At 69.4% G+C, this 14,492-nt stretch carries 17 protein-coding genes; 15 read left to right on the top strand and 2 right to left on the bottom strand.

Going from position 1 to position 14,492, the window contains the following annotated elements; all coding sequences use genetic code 11:
• Positions 1-81: 81 nt before the first annotated feature.
• Positions 82-2,022, top strand: a complete 1,941-nt coding sequence (ftsH, locus tag ACWFR3_RS22385) for an ATP-dependent zinc metalloprotease FtsH (RefSeq protein ID WP_453736358.1) — start codon at positions 82-84, stop codon at positions 2,020-2,022.
• Here ftsH and ACWFR3_RS22380 read toward each other — a convergent pair.
• Positions 2,019-2,666, bottom strand: a complete 648-nt coding sequence (locus tag ACWFR3_RS22380) for a maleylpyruvate isomerase family mycothiol-dependent enzyme (RefSeq protein ID WP_453736357.1) — start codon at positions 2,664-2,666, stop codon at positions 2,019-2,021. The two genes, ftsH and ACWFR3_RS22380, sit on opposite strands and share 4 nt — an antisense overlap.
• 70 nt (positions 2,667-2,736) lie before the next feature.
• Between ACWFR3_RS22380 and ACWFR3_RS22375 the strand changes: the two genes are divergently transcribed.
• Positions 2,737-3,645, top strand: a complete 909-nt coding sequence (locus tag ACWFR3_RS22375; RefSeq protein ID WP_453736356.1) for a LysR family transcriptional regulator — start codon at positions 2,737-2,739, stop codon at positions 3,643-3,645.
• 56 nt (positions 3,646-3,701) lie between these two features.
• Here the strand turns inward: ACWFR3_RS22375 and ACWFR3_RS22370 are convergent, their stop codons facing one another.
• Positions 3,702-4,565: an SAM-dependent methyltransferase gene (locus tag ACWFR3_RS22370; protein ID WP_453736355.1), complete on the bottom strand. Its 864-nt coding sequence runs from the start codon at positions 4,563-4,565 to the stop codon at positions 3,702-3,704.
• Positions 4,566-4,791: 226 nt separating this feature from the next.
• On the opposite strand from ACWFR3_RS22370, the gene proS reads away from it, so the two are divergent.
• The 13 genes from proS to ACWFR3_RS22305 all read left to right on the top strand — a co-directional run bounded on the left by proS (position 4,792) and on the right by ACWFR3_RS22305 (position 14,378).
• A complete protein-coding gene (gene proS, locus ACWFR3_RS22365; RefSeq protein ID WP_453736354.1) occupies positions 4,792-6,207 on the top strand; it encodes a proline--tRNA ligase in 1,416 nt (471 codons plus the stop codon).
• A 261-nt stretch (positions 6,208-6,468) separates the two neighbouring features.
• On the top strand, positions 6,469-7,065 hold the full coding sequence (locus ACWFR3_RS22360; RefSeq protein WP_365864749.1) for a hypothetical protein: 597 nt from the start codon (positions 6,469-6,471) through the stop codon (positions 7,063-7,065).
• Between the two features lie 209 nt (positions 7,066-7,274).
• Positions 7,275-7,712 (top strand): 30S ribosomal protein S16, encoded by a 438-nt coding sequence (rpsP, locus tag ACWFR3_RS22355; protein ID WP_363212531.1) that lies wholly within the window; start codon positions 7,275-7,277, stop codon positions 7,710-7,712.
• Between the two features lie 2 nt (positions 7,713-7,714).
• Complete coding sequence (locus ACWFR3_RS22350; protein WP_119295199.1) at positions 7,715-7,954, top strand: RNA-binding protein; 240 nt, start codon at positions 7,715-7,717, stop codon at positions 7,952-7,954.
• Positions 7,955-8,088: 134 nt separating this feature from the next.
• The gene (rimM, locus tag ACWFR3_RS22345; RefSeq protein ID WP_453736353.1) at positions 8,089-8,652 is read left to right on the top strand and encodes a ribosome maturation factor RimM; all 564 of its coding nucleotides are present in this window, start codon (positions 8,089-8,091) and stop codon (positions 8,650-8,652) included.
• The gene (gene trmD / locus ACWFR3_RS22340) at positions 8,652-9,473 is read left to right on the top strand and encodes a tRNA (guanosine(37)-N1)-methyltransferase TrmD (protein ID WP_453736352.1); all 822 of its coding nucleotides are present in this window, start codon (positions 8,652-8,654) and stop codon (positions 9,471-9,473) included. The genes rimM and trmD overlap by 1 nt, the downstream gene beginning before the upstream one ends.
• Positions 9,474-9,605: 132 nt before the next feature.
• Positions 9,606-9,956: a 50S ribosomal protein L19 gene (gene rplS / locus ACWFR3_RS22335; protein WP_453736351.1), complete on the top strand. Its 351-nt coding sequence runs from the start codon at positions 9,606-9,608 to the stop codon at positions 9,954-9,956.
• A 45-nt stretch (positions 9,957-10,001) separates the two neighbouring features.
• Complete coding sequence (lepB, locus tag ACWFR3_RS22330) at positions 10,002-10,721, top strand: signal peptidase I (RefSeq protein WP_453736350.1); 720 nt, start codon at positions 10,002-10,004, stop codon at positions 10,719-10,721.
• Positions 10,714-11,799 carry a signal peptidase I gene (gene lepB / locus ACWFR3_RS22325; RefSeq protein ID WP_453736349.1) on the top strand — a complete coding sequence of 362 codons (1,086 nt, stop codon included), beginning with the start codon at positions 10,714-10,716 and terminating at the stop codon, positions 11,797-11,799. The genes lepB (ACWFR3_RS22330) and lepB (ACWFR3_RS22325) overlap by 8 nt, the downstream gene beginning before the upstream one ends.
• Positions 11,684-12,655 carry a signal peptidase I gene (lepB, locus tag ACWFR3_RS22320; protein WP_453736348.1) on the top strand — a complete coding sequence of 324 codons (972 nt, stop codon included), beginning with the start codon at positions 11,684-11,686 and terminating at the stop codon, positions 12,653-12,655. Before lepB (ACWFR3_RS22325) ends, lepB (ACWFR3_RS22320) begins: the two co-directional genes overlap by 116 nt.
• An 80-nt stretch (positions 12,656-12,735) precedes the next feature.
• Positions 12,736-13,503, top strand: a complete 768-nt coding sequence (gene lepB / locus ACWFR3_RS22315) for a signal peptidase I (protein WP_453736347.1) — start codon at positions 12,736-12,738, stop codon at positions 13,501-13,503.
• Positions 13,493-14,014, top strand: coding sequence for an NUDIX hydrolase (locus ACWFR3_RS22310; RefSeq protein WP_453736346.1), 522 nt, complete (start codon positions 13,493-13,495; stop codon positions 14,012-14,014). Before lepB (ACWFR3_RS22315) ends, ACWFR3_RS22310 begins: the two co-directional genes overlap by 11 nt.
• Positions 14,015-14,069: 55 nt before the next feature.
• Positions 14,070-14,378: a DUF2469 domain-containing protein gene (locus ACWFR3_RS22305; protein WP_003965949.1), complete on the top strand. Its 309-nt coding sequence runs from the start codon at positions 14,070-14,072 to the stop codon at positions 14,376-14,378.
• Positions 14,379-14,492: the final 114 nt, after the last annotated feature.

The raw sequence follows: 14,492 nt of genomic DNA, 5'->3' as shown, positions 1-14,492 counted from the left end.
CCCCTCCGCTCAGCCGGGAGGGGCGCCTCAGGCGTTTTCGGAGCAGGTGCCCAGCCCCTGTTTGTGTCGTAACGTCCCCATATGAGCAACCCTGTGCCGCCGCGCCGGGCGACCGACAAGCCATGGCGCTCCGAGGGCGCACCCCCGCCCGCGCCCACGCCGCCGCCGAAGAAGAAGATGCCGGGCGGATGGGGCGGGCTCATCCTCACCGCGCTCATCGTCTATCTCATCGCCAACCTCGTGCTCTCGTTCTTCAACGAGGGCGACGAGCCGACGATCTCGTACACGGAGTTCAGCAAGCAGGTCGACTCCGGCAACGTCACGAAGATCTACTCCAAGGGCGACGCGATCCAGGGGCAGCTCAAGAAAGAGCAGGAGAAGCCGGGCGACGCGAAGGGGAAGTACACCAAGTTCACCACCCAGCGCCCCGCCTTCGCCGACGACAAGCTCTGGGACGACCTCACCAAGCACGACGTCACCGTCACCGCCGAGCCGGTCGTCCAGGAGCGCAGCTTCCTGTCCAACCTGCTCATCTCGCTCGCCCCGATGCTGCTCCTGGTCTTCCTGTGGATCTTCATCGCCCGGCGGATGAGCTCGGGCATGGGCGGCGGCGCGGGCGGCATGCTGGGCCGCAAGGCACCGCCGAAGCCGGTGGAGCTCGAACCCGGCGAGCAGCGCACCACCTTCGAGGACGTGGCGGGCATCGACGAGGTGGAGGGCGAGCTCAGTGACGTCGTCGACTTCCTCAAGAAGCCCGACGCCTACCGTGAGATGGGCGCCAAGATGCCGCGGGGCGTGCTGCTCGCGGGCCTGCCCGGAACCGGCAAGACGCTGCTCGCGCGGGCCGTCGCCGGTGAGGCGGGGGTGCCCTTCTTCTCGGCGTCCGCGTCGGAGTTCATCGAGATGATCGTCGGCGTCGGCGCCTCGCGCGTACGGGAACTCTTCGCCGAGGCCAGGAAGGTCGCGCCGTCCATCATCTTCATCGACGAGATCGACACCATCGGACGGGCGCGCGGCGGCGGCAGCGGGATGGGCGGGCACGACGAGCGCGAGCAGACGCTGAACCAGATTCTCACCGAGATGGATGGTTTCTCGGGCTCGGAGGGCGTCATCGTCCTGGCGGCCACCAACCGCGCCGACATCCTCGACCCCGCCCTGACCCGCCCCGGCCGCTTCGACCGGGTCGTCACCGTCAGCCCGCCCGACCGCGGCGGACGCGAGGCCATCCTCAAGATCCACACCCGTGAGATCCCGCTGGCGAGCGACATCGACCTCGCTCAGGTCGCCCGTACGACACCGGGGATGACCGGCGCGGAACTCGCCAACCTCGCCAACGAAGCCGCCCTGCTCGCGGTCAAGCGCAAGCAGAAGCAAGTGACGCAGTCCGACATGTCCGAGGCTCTGGAGAAGGTCCAGCTGGGCGCCGAACGGCCGCTGGTCATGCCCGACGAGGAGCGGCGGCGCACGGCGTACCACGAGAGCGGGCACGCCCTGCTGGGCATGCTGCAGCCCGGCGCCGACCCGGTCCGGAAGATCACCATCGTGCCGCGGGGGCGCGCCCTGGGCGTCACGCTCTCGACCCCCGACTCCGACAAGTACGCGTACACGGAGGAGTACCTGCGCGGCCGCATCGTCGGGGCCCTGGGTGGCATGGCGGCCGAACACGTAGTCTTCGACGCCATCACCACGGGCGCCGAGAACGACCTCGAACAGGTCACCAACATCGCCCGCGGCATGGTCGGCCGCTGGGGCATGAGCGAACGCGTGGGCCGTCTCTCCGCGCTCCCGAACGACGCCCAGCAGGCCTACGGGCTCTCGGCTGCCCCGGTCACCCTCGACACGATCGACCACGAGATGCGGCGGATCGTCGACGCCTGCTACGAGAGCGCGTGCAGGCAGCTGAGGGACCACCGCGGCCAGTTGGACGCCCTGGCGGCGGCGCTCCTGGAGAACGAGACCCTGGACGAGGAGGCGGCGTATCGCATCGCCGGCATCACGCGGCTGACCAAGTACACCGACTAGGGCTCCTGCACGGGCTCTTGTAGGGGCTCTTGTAGGGCAAAGCGGCTCTGCAGCTCCCCGCGGAGGTGGCCCGCGGGGAGCTTCCTGCCGTACAGGACAAGGAGAAGGTCCTGGGCGGCGCCGGTCAGGGGAGTGCCGCTGCCGTAACTCCAGTCGAGGTCGTCGGCGCGCAACTCGACGCCGCCGATGTCCGCCCCGAAGAACTTCGTGCTCTTGGGCGTGACCTTCTTAAGAAGGACGTCGATTCGCTCCAGGGGGACGCTGCGTCCGAGGCCGAGGGCGACCGAGACGTCGAGGCCGTGGACCACGTCGTGGCCGAGCGCTCCCTCGATCCCGGTCATGGGCGGCTGCCAGGGATGGTCCGCGTTGTCCCTGAGGAACGCGGTGAGCTGACGGGTCGAGTGGGCGGCGGCGTCCCTGCGGGCGCAGCGGTCGGTCATCCGGTGGAGGCTTCCGCGCGCCTTGACGAGTTCGGTCAGCGTCTTGGGGAGCGAGTACCGGAAGCCGAGCGACATATGGGCCGCGACGTCCCGGACCCGCCACCCCGCGCAGAGGGTCGGTGCCTCCCACTGGGCGGGCGTCAGATCGTCGAGCAGGGCGGCGAGGTCATGGCGTTCGGCGGCGACGGCCGTTCTGATGTCCACCTCTTCAGGGTGTCGACCCCCTCGCCATAAGTCCAAGAGCTGAATCTTCTTGTGGCTAGCATTGCCGGTTATGGAACTCCGGCAGCTCCAGTACTTCGTCACCGTGGCGGAAGAGGCCAACTTCACCCGCGCCGCCGAACGCCTGCACCTGGCCCAGCCGGGGGTCAGCGCCCAGATCCGGCAGCTGGAACGGGAGCTCGGCCAGCCGCTCCTCGACCGCTCCGGACGGTCGGTGACCCTGACGGAGGTGGGCGAGGCCGTCCTGCCGTTCGCGCGGGCCGCGCTCGCCGCGGTCGACGGCGTGCGGCACACGGTGGACGAGTTCACCGGGCTGCTCCGCGGCCAGATCGCGCTCGGCCTGGTGTCCGGCGCCGCCACCCACGAGTTCGACGTGGTCTCCGTACTCGCCGACTTCCACGACGATCACCCCGACGTCGAGATCGCCCTCACCGAGGACAGCTCCGACCGGATGCTGGCCGCACTGCGCGCCGGCGAACTCGACATCGCCCTCCTCGGCCTGACGGACGAGGAGCCCCCGCCGGGGGTCTCCCTGCAGCTGGTGATCGACGAACCCCTGGTGGCCGTCGTCCTGCCGGGCGACGCCCTGCTCGTGCCCGAGGGCCGTACGACAGTCCCGCTGGCCGAGCTGCGCGACCGTCCGCTGATCAGCCTGCCGCGCGGCACCGGACTGCGCGGTGTGCTCGACCGCGCCTGCGCGCAGGCCGGCATCAGGCCCCGCATCGCCTTCGAGGCCGCCGCTCCGCAGGTCCTGGTGCAACTCGTCGTCCGCGGTCTCGGCGTGGCCGTCCTGCCGGCGATCGAGCCCCGCACGGCGGCCGCGTACGGGCTGCGGATACTGGAGATCACGGATCCCCGGCCCCGCGGCAGGATCGCCCTGACCTGGCGCACGGACGGACCCGCGAGCCCGGCGGCCGGCGTGCTGCTCGACCGGCTGCGGACAGCCCTGGACCGAAGCTAGCCGGGCCTGCCGCGTACGCGACCGGGCTACTGCGTACGCGCGATCAAGTAACCGGGCTACCGAGTACGCGCGATCAAGTACCGGAACACGTTCGGCATCCACACCGTCCCGTCCCGCCGCTTGTGCGGGTGCAGGGCCTCCGTCAGCTCCTTGTCGACCTGTACCTGATCCGTCGCGCCCACCGCCGCGTCGAAGAGACCCGTCGAGAGCAGACCCCGGACCGCGCTGTCCGTGTCCGCGTACCCGAAGGGGCACGCCACGCGTCCCGAGCCGTCCGGTTTGAGGCCCGCCCGCTGGGCGACCTCCTCCAGGTCGTCGCGGAGCGCGGGGCGCCAGCTTCCCGTACTACGGAGTGGCTCGGCGAGCTTGGTCGCCACCCTCAGTACGGAAGAGGTCGTGCAGCGCTCCGGCGGACCCCAGCCGACGAGGACCACGGGGGTGCCGTGCCCGGTCAGCGGAACGGTGGACTCCAGGAGGCCCGAGAGCCCTTCGGAGTCACCCGCCATGCAGCCGATCGGCTGGAACGCGGTCACCATGTTGTACGAGGGTGCGTCCGGCCCCGCCAGGTCGGCGGGACCGCCGTCCACGAGCCGGGCCTCGCCGTGCGGCTGAGTGTCCGGGCTCGCTTCGGGCAACAGGCGTTCGCGGGCCAGGGCGAGCCGTTCGGGCGCCGAGGGGTCGACACCGGTGACCGACGCGCCCCTTGACGCAGCCATCAAGAGGGCGAGTCCGGAACCGCAGCCGAGGCCGAGAAGCCGCGTTTCGCTGCCCACGTCGAGTCGTTCGTACACCGCTTCATAGAGCGGAACCAGCATCCGTTCCTGAATTTCCGCCCAGTCACGCGCGCGTGCGCACCGGTCCACGCCGCGGGGGGTCGTGCCCGCGCGGGGGAGGTGCGGCTGCGCGAGTGTAGGTGTCATGGAAAGCGCCCCAATCGCCGAGAGTTACTGGAGTGTCGTATTCAAACGGTTCGTCCGCCCCCGTGCAGTGCGCTCGCACTCCCCCCGTATGCCAGGGAACTCCGCATCCGTCGCGGCGTCCAGGGGTTGTGGGGCAATGCTTGCGTGCCACCGTCGTGCGCCCCCTGGAGCAATCCCGGAAGAATTCAATTCACGCGCTCAGGGGGCCCGCCGTACCATGCGCGCCATGGCCAAGGCACCCGTTCTCACGCCCCGGGCGGAAGACTTTCCGCGCTGGTACCAGGACCTGATCAACAAGGCCGAGCTGGCCGACAACGGCCCGGTGCGCGGCACGATGGTGATCCGGCCGTACGGCTACGGCCTGTGGGAACGCATGCAGCAGGACATGGACGCGCGCATCAAGGAGACGGGTACCCAGAACGCGTACTTCCCGCTCCTCATCCCCCAGTCGTACCTGACCAGGGAGGCCGAGCACGTCGAAGGCTTCGCCCCCGAGCTGGCCGTCGTCACGCACGGCGGAGGCAAGGAGCTCGAAGAGCCGGTCGTCGTGCGCCCCACCTCCGAGACGATCGTCAACGAGTACTTCTCCAAGTGGGTGCAGAGCTATCGAGACCTGCCGCTCCTGATCAATCAGTGGGCGAACGTGGTCCGTTGGGAGCTGCGGCCCCGGCTCTTCCTGCGGACGTCGGAGTTCCTCTGGCAGGAGGGGCACACGGCGCACGCGACGTACGAGGAGGCGCGCGATTTCGCGGCCCGCATCCACCGGGACGTCTACGGAGCCTTCATGCGGGACGTCCTCGCCATGGACTTCGTCCTCGGCCGCAAGACCGCTAGGGAGCGCTTCGCGGGCGCCCTCAACACCCTCACGCTCGAAGGCGTGATGGGCGACGGCAAGGCCCTTCAGCTCGGCACGAGCCACGAGCTCGGTCAGAACTTCGCCAAGGCCTTCCACACCCGGTACCTCTCCCGGGAGGGCAAGCAGGAGCTCGTCTGGCAGACCTCCTGGGGCAGTACGACAAGGATGATCGGCGCCCTGGTGATGATGCACGGCGACGACAGTGGACTGCGGATCCCGCCGCGCCTCGCACCGGTCCAGGCCGTCGTCCTCGCCGTCAAGGACGACGAGGCGGTGCTCGCCGCGGTCCGCGGGATCGGCGACCGACTGACGGCCGCGGGCGTGCGCGTACAGGTCGACGACCGCACGGACGTCCCCTTCGGACGCCGGGCCGTCGACTGGGAGCTCAAGGGAGTGCCCGTCCGCGTCGAGGTCGGCCCGCGCGACCTGGCCAACGGCACCGCGATGCTGGCCCGCCGCATCAGAGGAGGCAAGGAGCCGGTGGCGATCGACTCCCTGGCGGCGCTGCTGCCCGCACTCCTCGAAGAGGACCAGCAGCTGCTCCTGGACCAGGCACGCGAGCGCAGGGAGTCGCGCACCTCGGACGTCACCACCGTCGAGCAGGCCGTGGAGGCCACCGCCGCCGGCGGCTGGGCGCGCATCCCCTGGGCCGCGCTCGGCCCTCGGGGCGAGGCGGAGCTCGCCGAGCACTCCGTGTCCGTACGGTGTCTGGTCACGGAGGACGGGGCGGTGCCCGACGCCGATGACACCCCCGGTAACGTCGCTGTGGTGGCCCGCGCCTACTGATGGGCACGCCGCCGGTACCAGGGCGCCCGTTCTCGGCTCGTACGCCTGCCCGTGCAACACAAGCTCCGGTGTGCGCAGTTCCGCTACGCGCCGGGGCGTACGCGCTACTACGTACCGGCTTGCCACGAGCTGCGAGGCTTCTGCGCAGATCAGCGCACCCGCCCTCGTCCGGACACATCAATGACAACTGACGGGTACGTGCAAATTATTTGGGATGCCCCGGAATGGAACCCCCGGGCTCCCCTGCTCGTTGTTCACGACGTGAGCACGACACCACCTGTTCTCGCCGCAGAGCTGGCACAGGCGTGGGCCGATATTCAGCGGCACCACCCCGAGCTGCCCGATCTTGCCGCGCCCGAATCCCTGATCGGAGAGTCGTCGTCCGCCTGCGGCGCCGAGCTCTCCTTCGAGCGACTGCTCCATGAGGCAGTCCATGGCATCGCCGCGTCACGCGGCGTACGCGACACCTCACGCGCGGGCCGTTACCACAACCGCAGATTCCTCGCGATCGCCGAGGAGCTGGGTCTCGACCATCCCGACGAGCCGCATCCCAGCAGTGGCTTCTCCCTGGTCACGCTCAACCCCGAGGCCAGGAAGCGCTACCGCCCGACGATCGAGCGGCTCCAGCGCGCCCTGAAGGCGCACACCGCGGCGACCGCCGCCGACACGGCACGCAGTTTCCGGGGGCCTGCCGCCCGGCACGGCTCCTCCGGAGGCGGCGTCCGCGTCAAGGCGGTCTGCGACTGCGGACGCAACGTCCGCGTGGTCCCCTCGGTGCTCGCCCAGGCGCCCATCGTCTGCGGCGGCTGCGGGAAGCCCTTCCGCATTCCGGAAGTGGTCGGCGCCGCCGCCGGCTGACGGGGCTGAGCCGGCGGTGTGCCGCTCGGGGCGCCCGGACTGGGTGCGGACGCCCCGGCGGCGTATGGCACAATGGCTAGCTGTACTCGACAGCCGCATAGGAACCCTCTCGCCTCCGGCTGACGCGTCCATCGGGCACCCCGAGTACCGCAACCCCACGTGGCATCTCGTTGTGCCCAACCACGTCAAGACCAGGAGACACCACTCCAGTGGCAGTCAAGATCAAGCTGAAGCGTCTGGGCAAGATCCGTTCGCCTCACTACCGCATCGTCGTCGCCGACTCCCGTACCCGCCGTGATGGTCGGGCCATCGAGGAGATCGGTCTGTACCACCCGGTGCAGAACCCCTCGCGCATCGAGGTCGACTCGGAGCGCGCGCAGTACTGGCTCTCCGTCGGCGCTCAGCCGACCGAGCCGGTCATGGCGATCCTGAAGCTCACCGGTGACTGGCAGGCGCACAAGGGCCTTCCGGCCCCGGCGCCGCTGCTCGTCGCGGAGCCCAAGGACAAGCGCGCCGCGTTCGAGGCCTTCACCAAGGGCCTCGAGGGCGACGAGGCGAAGGGTGAGGCCATCACCCAGAAGGCCAAGAAGGCTGACAAGAAGGCGGACGAGGCCAAGGCCGAGTCCACCGAGTCGACCGAGGCCTGAGCATGCTCGAGGAGGCTCTCGAGCACCTCGTGAAGGGCATCGTCGACAACCCCGACGACGTGCAGGTCGCCTCGCGCAACCTGCGCCGGGGGCGTGTGCTCGAGGTCCGGGTCCACCCGGAAGACCTCGGCAAGGTGATCGGCCGCAACGGCCGCACCGCGCGCGCTCTGCGGACCGTCGTGGGCGCCATCGGCGGCCGCGGTGTCCGCGTCGACCTCGTCGACGTGGACCAGGTTCACTGAACCACAGGTAGCACCGGCACGGGCCGGGGAGGGCTTCTGGGCCTTCCCCGGCCCGTAGTCGTCTGCAGGCGGCCAAAACCGTCTGCGGGCGCTTACGGACCCCCTTCCGTAGGCACACGACAGGAGAGAGAGCAGTGCAGCTGGTAGTCGCGCGGATCGGCCGCGCCCACGGCATCAAGGGTGAGGTCACCGTCGAGGTGCGTACCGACGAGCCGGAGCTGCGGCTCGGCCCCGGCGCCGTCCTCGCCACCGACCCCGCCTCCACGGGGCCGCTGACCATCGAGACCGGCCGGGTGCACAGCGGCCGCCTGCTCCTTCGCTTCGAGGGCGTACGCGACCGCACGGGCGCCGAAGCGCTGCGCAACACCCTGCTGATCGCGGAGGTCGACCCGGAAGAGCTGCCGGAGGACGAGGACGAGTACTACGACCACCAGCTCATGGACCTCGACATCGTCACCAAGGACGGGGTCGAGGTCGGCCGCATCACGGAGATCTCGCACCTGCCCTCGCAGGACCTGTTCATCGTGGAGCGCCCCGACGGCAGCGAGGTGATGATCCCCTTCGTGGAGTCGATCGTCACCGAGATCGACCTGGAGGAGCAGCGGGCGATCATCGACCCGCCCCCCGGCCTGATCGACGACCGCGCGGAGACCGTCTCCACCAGGGACGACGAGGCTCCCTCGGGGGACGAGGCCTGATGCGGCTCGACGTCGTCACGATCTTCCCCGAGTATCTGGACCCCCTGAACGTCTCCCTCGTCGGCAAGGCACGCGCGCGTGGACAGCTCGACGTGAACGTGCACGACCTCAGGGAGTGGACGTACGACCGGCACAACACCGTCGACGACACCCCCTACGGCGGCGGCCCCGGCATGGTCATGAAGACCGATCCCTGGGGCGCGGCGCTCGACGACGTGCTGGCCGACGGGTACGAGGCCGGGGCCCACGGGCCCGTCCTGGTCGTCCCCACGCCCAGCGGGCGGCCCTTCACCCAGGAACTCGCCGTGGAGCTCTCCGAGCGGCCCTGGCTGGTCTTCACGCCCGCGCGCTACGAAGGCATCGACCGCCGCGTCATGGACGAGTACGCGACCCGGATGCCCGTCTACGAAGTGTCGATCGGTGACTACGTCCTCGCGGGCGGCGAGGCGGCCGTCCTGGTCGTCACCGAGGCCGTGGCCCGGCTCCTGCCCGGCGTCCTCGGCAACGCCGAGTCCCACCGCGACGACTCCTTCGCGCCGGGCGCCATGGCCAACCTCCTCGAAGGCCCCGTCTACACGAAGCCTCCGGAGTGGCGCGGTCACGGCATCCCCGACGTGCTGATCAGCGGCCACCACGGCAAGATCGCACGCTGGCGCAGGGACGAGGCGCTGCGGCGCACGGTCCGCAACAGGCCCGATCTGATCGAGCGCTGTGACCCCGATGTCTTCGACAAGAAGGACCGCGAGATGCTCTCGATCCTGGGGTGGCGGCCGGGGCCCGACGGCCGATTTGGGCGAGACCCCGACGCCGTGGAACAATAGGTCGCTGCTGTACGTCCAGCGTGCGCCCCTGCCACAGGGGGAACGACGCCCGCCCGACGCGAACAGCTATCGAATCCTCATCACGAATCTCCCGCTGATGACCTGTGGCATCAGTGAAGAAAGCAGACGATCATGGCTAACCTGCTCGACTCCGTCGACAGCGCTTCGCTGCGCACCGACATCCCGGCCTTCCGCCCGGGTGACACCGTCAACGTCCACGTGCGCGTCATCGAGGGCAACCGCTCCCGTGTGCAGCAGTTCAAGGGCGTAGTCATCCGCCGCCAGGGTGCCGGCGTGCGCGAGACCTTCACGGTCCGCAAGGTCTCCTTCTCCGTCGGCGTGGAGCGCACCTTCCCGGTGCACACCCCGATCGTCGAGAAGATCGAGCTCGTCACCCGCGGCGCCGTGCGTCGCGCGAAGCTGTACTACCTCCGTGAGCTGCGCGGCAAGGCCGCGAAGATCAAGGAGAAGCGCGACAACTGAGCTCGCGCACGGGTCCACAGCGGGGCCGGATAGCATCTGGCCCCGATGGACACCGAAGCACAGCACACGGAGCGCGACCGCTCCTCCCCACCCACCGATTCCCCGAGCGCCGAGAGCGACGGGGAGTCCGTGGAGGCGGAGGACCGGTCGCGCTCCGCTTTTATGTCGTTCGTCTCCTGGGTGCCCGGCGGCAGAATCACCCTGACGCTGCTGTTCTGCATGGTGTCCCTGCTGGTCGTCAGCACCTTCGTGATGCAGCCGTTCCAGATCCCCAGCAGCTCCATGAAGCCCGCATTCCGGGTCGGAGACCGGGTACTCGTCAACAAGTTGGCGTACCGTTTCGGTTCCGAGCCGCAGCGAGGTGACGCGGTCGTCTTCGACGGCAGCGGTTACTTCGGGGATGCCGACTACATCAAGCGGGTCGCAGGGGTGGGGGGAGACCGGGTGGTCTGCTGCGACAAGCGGGGGAGGATCAAGGTGAACGGCGAGCCCGTCGACGAGCCGTACCTGTACCCGGGGGACGCCCCCTCGAAGGTGCCCTTTGTCGCCGTCGTCCCCGAAGGCAGCCTGTTTCTCCTCGGCGACCACCGCAGCGATTCCCGCGACTCCCGCGATTACCTCGGCATGCCCGGCGGCGGCATGATCCCCGTCGACTCCGTGATCGGCAGAGCCGACTGGATCGCCTGGCCCATCGGCCACTGGACCTCCCTGGAGCGTCCCGACGGCTACGCGCGCGTGCCGGCACCAGGCGGCGCGCATGGGTAACCGCGGACGGACCCGCGACGCCAGTCACCGTGCCGACACCAGGCTGCCCACCGGATCCCGGCCCACCAGCGGCCCCGTACTGCCCGGAAGGGCCGAGCGGCGCAAGCTCGCGCGGAAGGTCAAGCGGCGCAGGCAGCGCTCGGCGATCAAGGAGATACCTCTCCTCATAGGCGTCGCGCTCCTCATAGCCCTGGTTCTGAAGACCTTCCTGGTGCAGGCCTTCGTGATCCCTTCGGGCTCGATGGAGCAGACGATCAAGGTCGGCGACCGCGTCCTCGTCGACAAGCTCACCCCGTGGTTCGGTGCCAAGCCCGAGCGCGGCGACGTCGTCGTCTTCGAGGACCCCGGCAACTGGCTCAAGGACGAACAGACCAAGAAGAAGGACGACCCCGTAGGCGTCAAGCAGGTCAAGGAAGGCCTGACCTTCATCGGGCTGCTGCCCTCCGACAACGAACGCGACCTGATCAAACGCGTGGTCGGCGTCGGCGGCGACACCGTGAAGTGCTGTGACAAGAACAAGAAGCTCACGGTCAACGGCGTCCCCCTCACCGAGCCCTACATCAACCCCGGAGACGAGCCGTCGTCCTTCGAGTTCGAGGTGAAGGTCCCCCAGGGGCGCCTCTTCGTCATGGGCGACCACCGCTCGGACTCGGCCGACTCCCGTTTCCACCGCACGGAGAAGTTCAGCGGCACGGTTTCGGAGGACAGCGTGGTGGGGCGCGCGCTTGTCATCGCCTGGCCCTTCGACCACTGGCGCAAGCTGGAAGAGCCCGATACGTACGCGTCCGTACCCGACGCGCGTGCGGGGTCGGACACCGCCATCGGGCCGTCGCATAGGGTGGCTACCGGCGATCGATACGGATTGACCGGACTCCCGACCCCTGCGGAACTCCCGCTCGTTATGGGAGTGGTGGGCCTGCATCGCATCAGGAGCGGGCAGCGGCACGGACTGAGGAGTGGATGTGGGGGATGTGGCGGTCGGCGCACGGTCCGGACACGGTGGGCCCGAGGAGCAGCCAGGGCGGTCAGACGAGCCCGGGGCAGAGGCCGCAGCGGACGGCGTGAACCGGGGGAGTGACTCCGCGGGCGCCACGCCCGCGCCCGGTGAGCAGGACGGGAAGCGGGCCAAGGGGGCGAAGAAGCCCCGCTCCTTCTGGAAGGAGCTGCCGCTCCTCATCGGCATCGCGCTGATCCTGGCGCTGGTGATCAAGACCTTCCTGGTGCAGGCGTTCTCGATTCCCTCGGACTCGATGCAGAACACGCTCCAGAAGGGCGACCGCGTACTGGTCGACAAGCTGACCCCGTGGTTCGGCTCGGAGCCCGAGCGCGGCGAGGTCGTCGTCTTCAGGGACCCCGGCCACTGGCTCGACGGTGAGCCGACGCCCGACCCGAACGCGATTCAGCGGGTTCTCGGCTGGGTCGGCCTGATGCCGTCCGCCGACGAGAAGGACCTGATCAAGCGCGTCATCGCGGTCGGCGGCGACACGGTCGAGTGCAAGGGCACGGGACCGGTGAAGGTCAACGGCAAGGCGCTGAACGAGCCGTACGTCTTCGAGGGCAACACCCCTTGCACCGTCGACGACCAGGGCGGTCAGTTCAAGGTCACCGTTCCGGCAGGCAAAATCTGGGTCATGGGTGACCACCGGCAGAACTCGCTGGACTCCCGCTACCACCAGAACCAGCCCGGCGGCGGCGCGGTCCCCGCGGACAACGTCGTGGGCCGCGCGATCGTGATCGCCTGGCCGCCCACCCGCTGGGCGACGCTGCCCAAGCCGGACACCTTCGACCAGCAGGGCATCAACGCCGCCATGAGCGCGGCGCCCGCGGCCCTCGGGCTCGCCGGTGCGGTTCCGGTCGTGCTCTGGCGCAGGCGCCGGCTCACGGTGGCCGCTGCGCGGGCCGCGAGGGTTTCTGGCGGAGGTACCGCCGGGTAGGGTGCCGTCCCAGATCGCTGATCTTCCGCGCTCCTGCTCGTAGGGGCGCGGGGTCGTCTCCGATATGGGGGAGCACTGGGATGAGCAGGACACAACGTACGGACGAGGGCCACGGACGACTCGGCAGCGTGCTGTCGGGCCTTGCCGTGGCCCTCGGCTGTGTGCTCTTCCTGGGGGGCTTCGTCTGGGGCGCCATCCTGTACCAGCCGTACACCGTTCCAACCGGGTCGATGACGCCGACGATCGGCGCGGGCGACCGGGTGCTCGCGGAGCGGATGGACGGCAGCGACGTGCGCCGGGGCGACGTCGTCGTCTTCCGGCAGGCGAGCTGGGGCGATCTGCCGATGGTCAAGCGTGTGGTCGGCATCGGCGGGGACCGGATCTCCTGCTGCACGGACGGCAAGCTGATGGTCAACGGCAAGCAGGTCGCAGAACCGTATCTTCCCGAGGGCAAGGGCGCCGCGGCCACCGGTATCCCGGCCACCACGGTCCCCGAGGGCAACCTCTTCCTGCTCGGTGACGAGCGCAGCGGCTCTCTGGACTCCAGCGTGCACCTGGGCGACTCCAACCACGGCTCCGTGCCGCGCAGCGCGGTGGAGGGGCGGGTCGACGCGGTGGCCTGGCCGATGGACAAGTTCGGGACGCTCGAACGGCCCGAAGGCTTCGCGGACATGCCGGGCGGCATCTCCGACCCCGGACCCGTGCGGCTCATGGTGTGGGCGGTGGTGGCCGGTGCCGTCCTCGTCATGGGAGGCGCCGCGTACGGCCCGGTGGCCAAGCGGCTGCGGCGCGGGCGTGAGCGTCCGCAGAGCCGCGACGACTCGGGAGCGACCGCTCGTGTCGGCTGAGTCGCAGCCGCGAGAGGCGCGCGAGCCGCGAGAGCCGCGCGAGGTCGCGCGGGTGGTGCTGCTCGACCCGGAGGACCGGATCCTGCTGCTGCACGGTCATGAGCCGGAGGACGCGGCCAACGACTGGTGGTTCACGCCGGGCGGCGGTCTGGAGGGCGACGAGACGCATGAACAGGCCGCACTGCGTGAACTGATGGAAGAGACGGGCATCTCCGAGGTCGAGCTCGGCCCCGCCCTGTGGCAGCGGTTCTGCTCCTTCCCCTTCGCCGGACGGCGCTGGGACCAGGACGAGCGGTACTTCCTCGCGCGTACGTCACAGACGTCGACGCGGGCGACAGGGCTGACGGAGCTGGAACAGCGGACCGTCGCGGGAGCGCGTTGGTGGACGTGCCGGGAACTGACCGAGGCACATGAGACGGTGTATCCGACCAGGCTCGCCGAGCTGCTTCGCAGGCTGCTCGACGAGGGTCCTCCGAGCCGGCCCGAGACCCTCGACGCGGAAATCGTGTAGAGGCTCCAGGGGCTGACGCACAATAGGGGGACGCACGGCTGAAGGGGAACATGCCATGAGCGCCGAGGACCTCGAGAAGTACGAGACCGAGATGGAGCTGAAGCTCTACCGGGAGTACCGCGATGTCGTCGGTCTGTTCAAATATGTGATCGAGACCGAACGGCGCTTTTACCTCACCAATGACTACGAGATGCAGGTGCACTCGGTCCAGGGTGAGGTTTTCTTTGAGGTGTCCATGGCGGATGCCTGGGTGTGGGACATGTACAGGCCCGCACGGTTCGTGAAGCAGGTGCGCGTCCTCACGTTCAAGGACGTGAATATCGAGGAGCTCAACAAGAGCGATCTCGAACTGCCGGGAGGCTGAGTTCGCGGCCTGACTCACTGCTCGGTCGCCGCTTGGTTCACCGCCACGGGTGAGCGGGTTATCCACAACGGGTGAGTCGTCCACCAAGATCCACAACGCTCGGGGGTGAGCCCC

The sequence above is a fragment of the Streptomyces sp. NPDC055189 genome (genome assembly GCF_053606765.1).
Note: the sequence above shows the minus strand (reverse complement) of the source record. Positions and strands in the feature narration are given on the sequence as shown.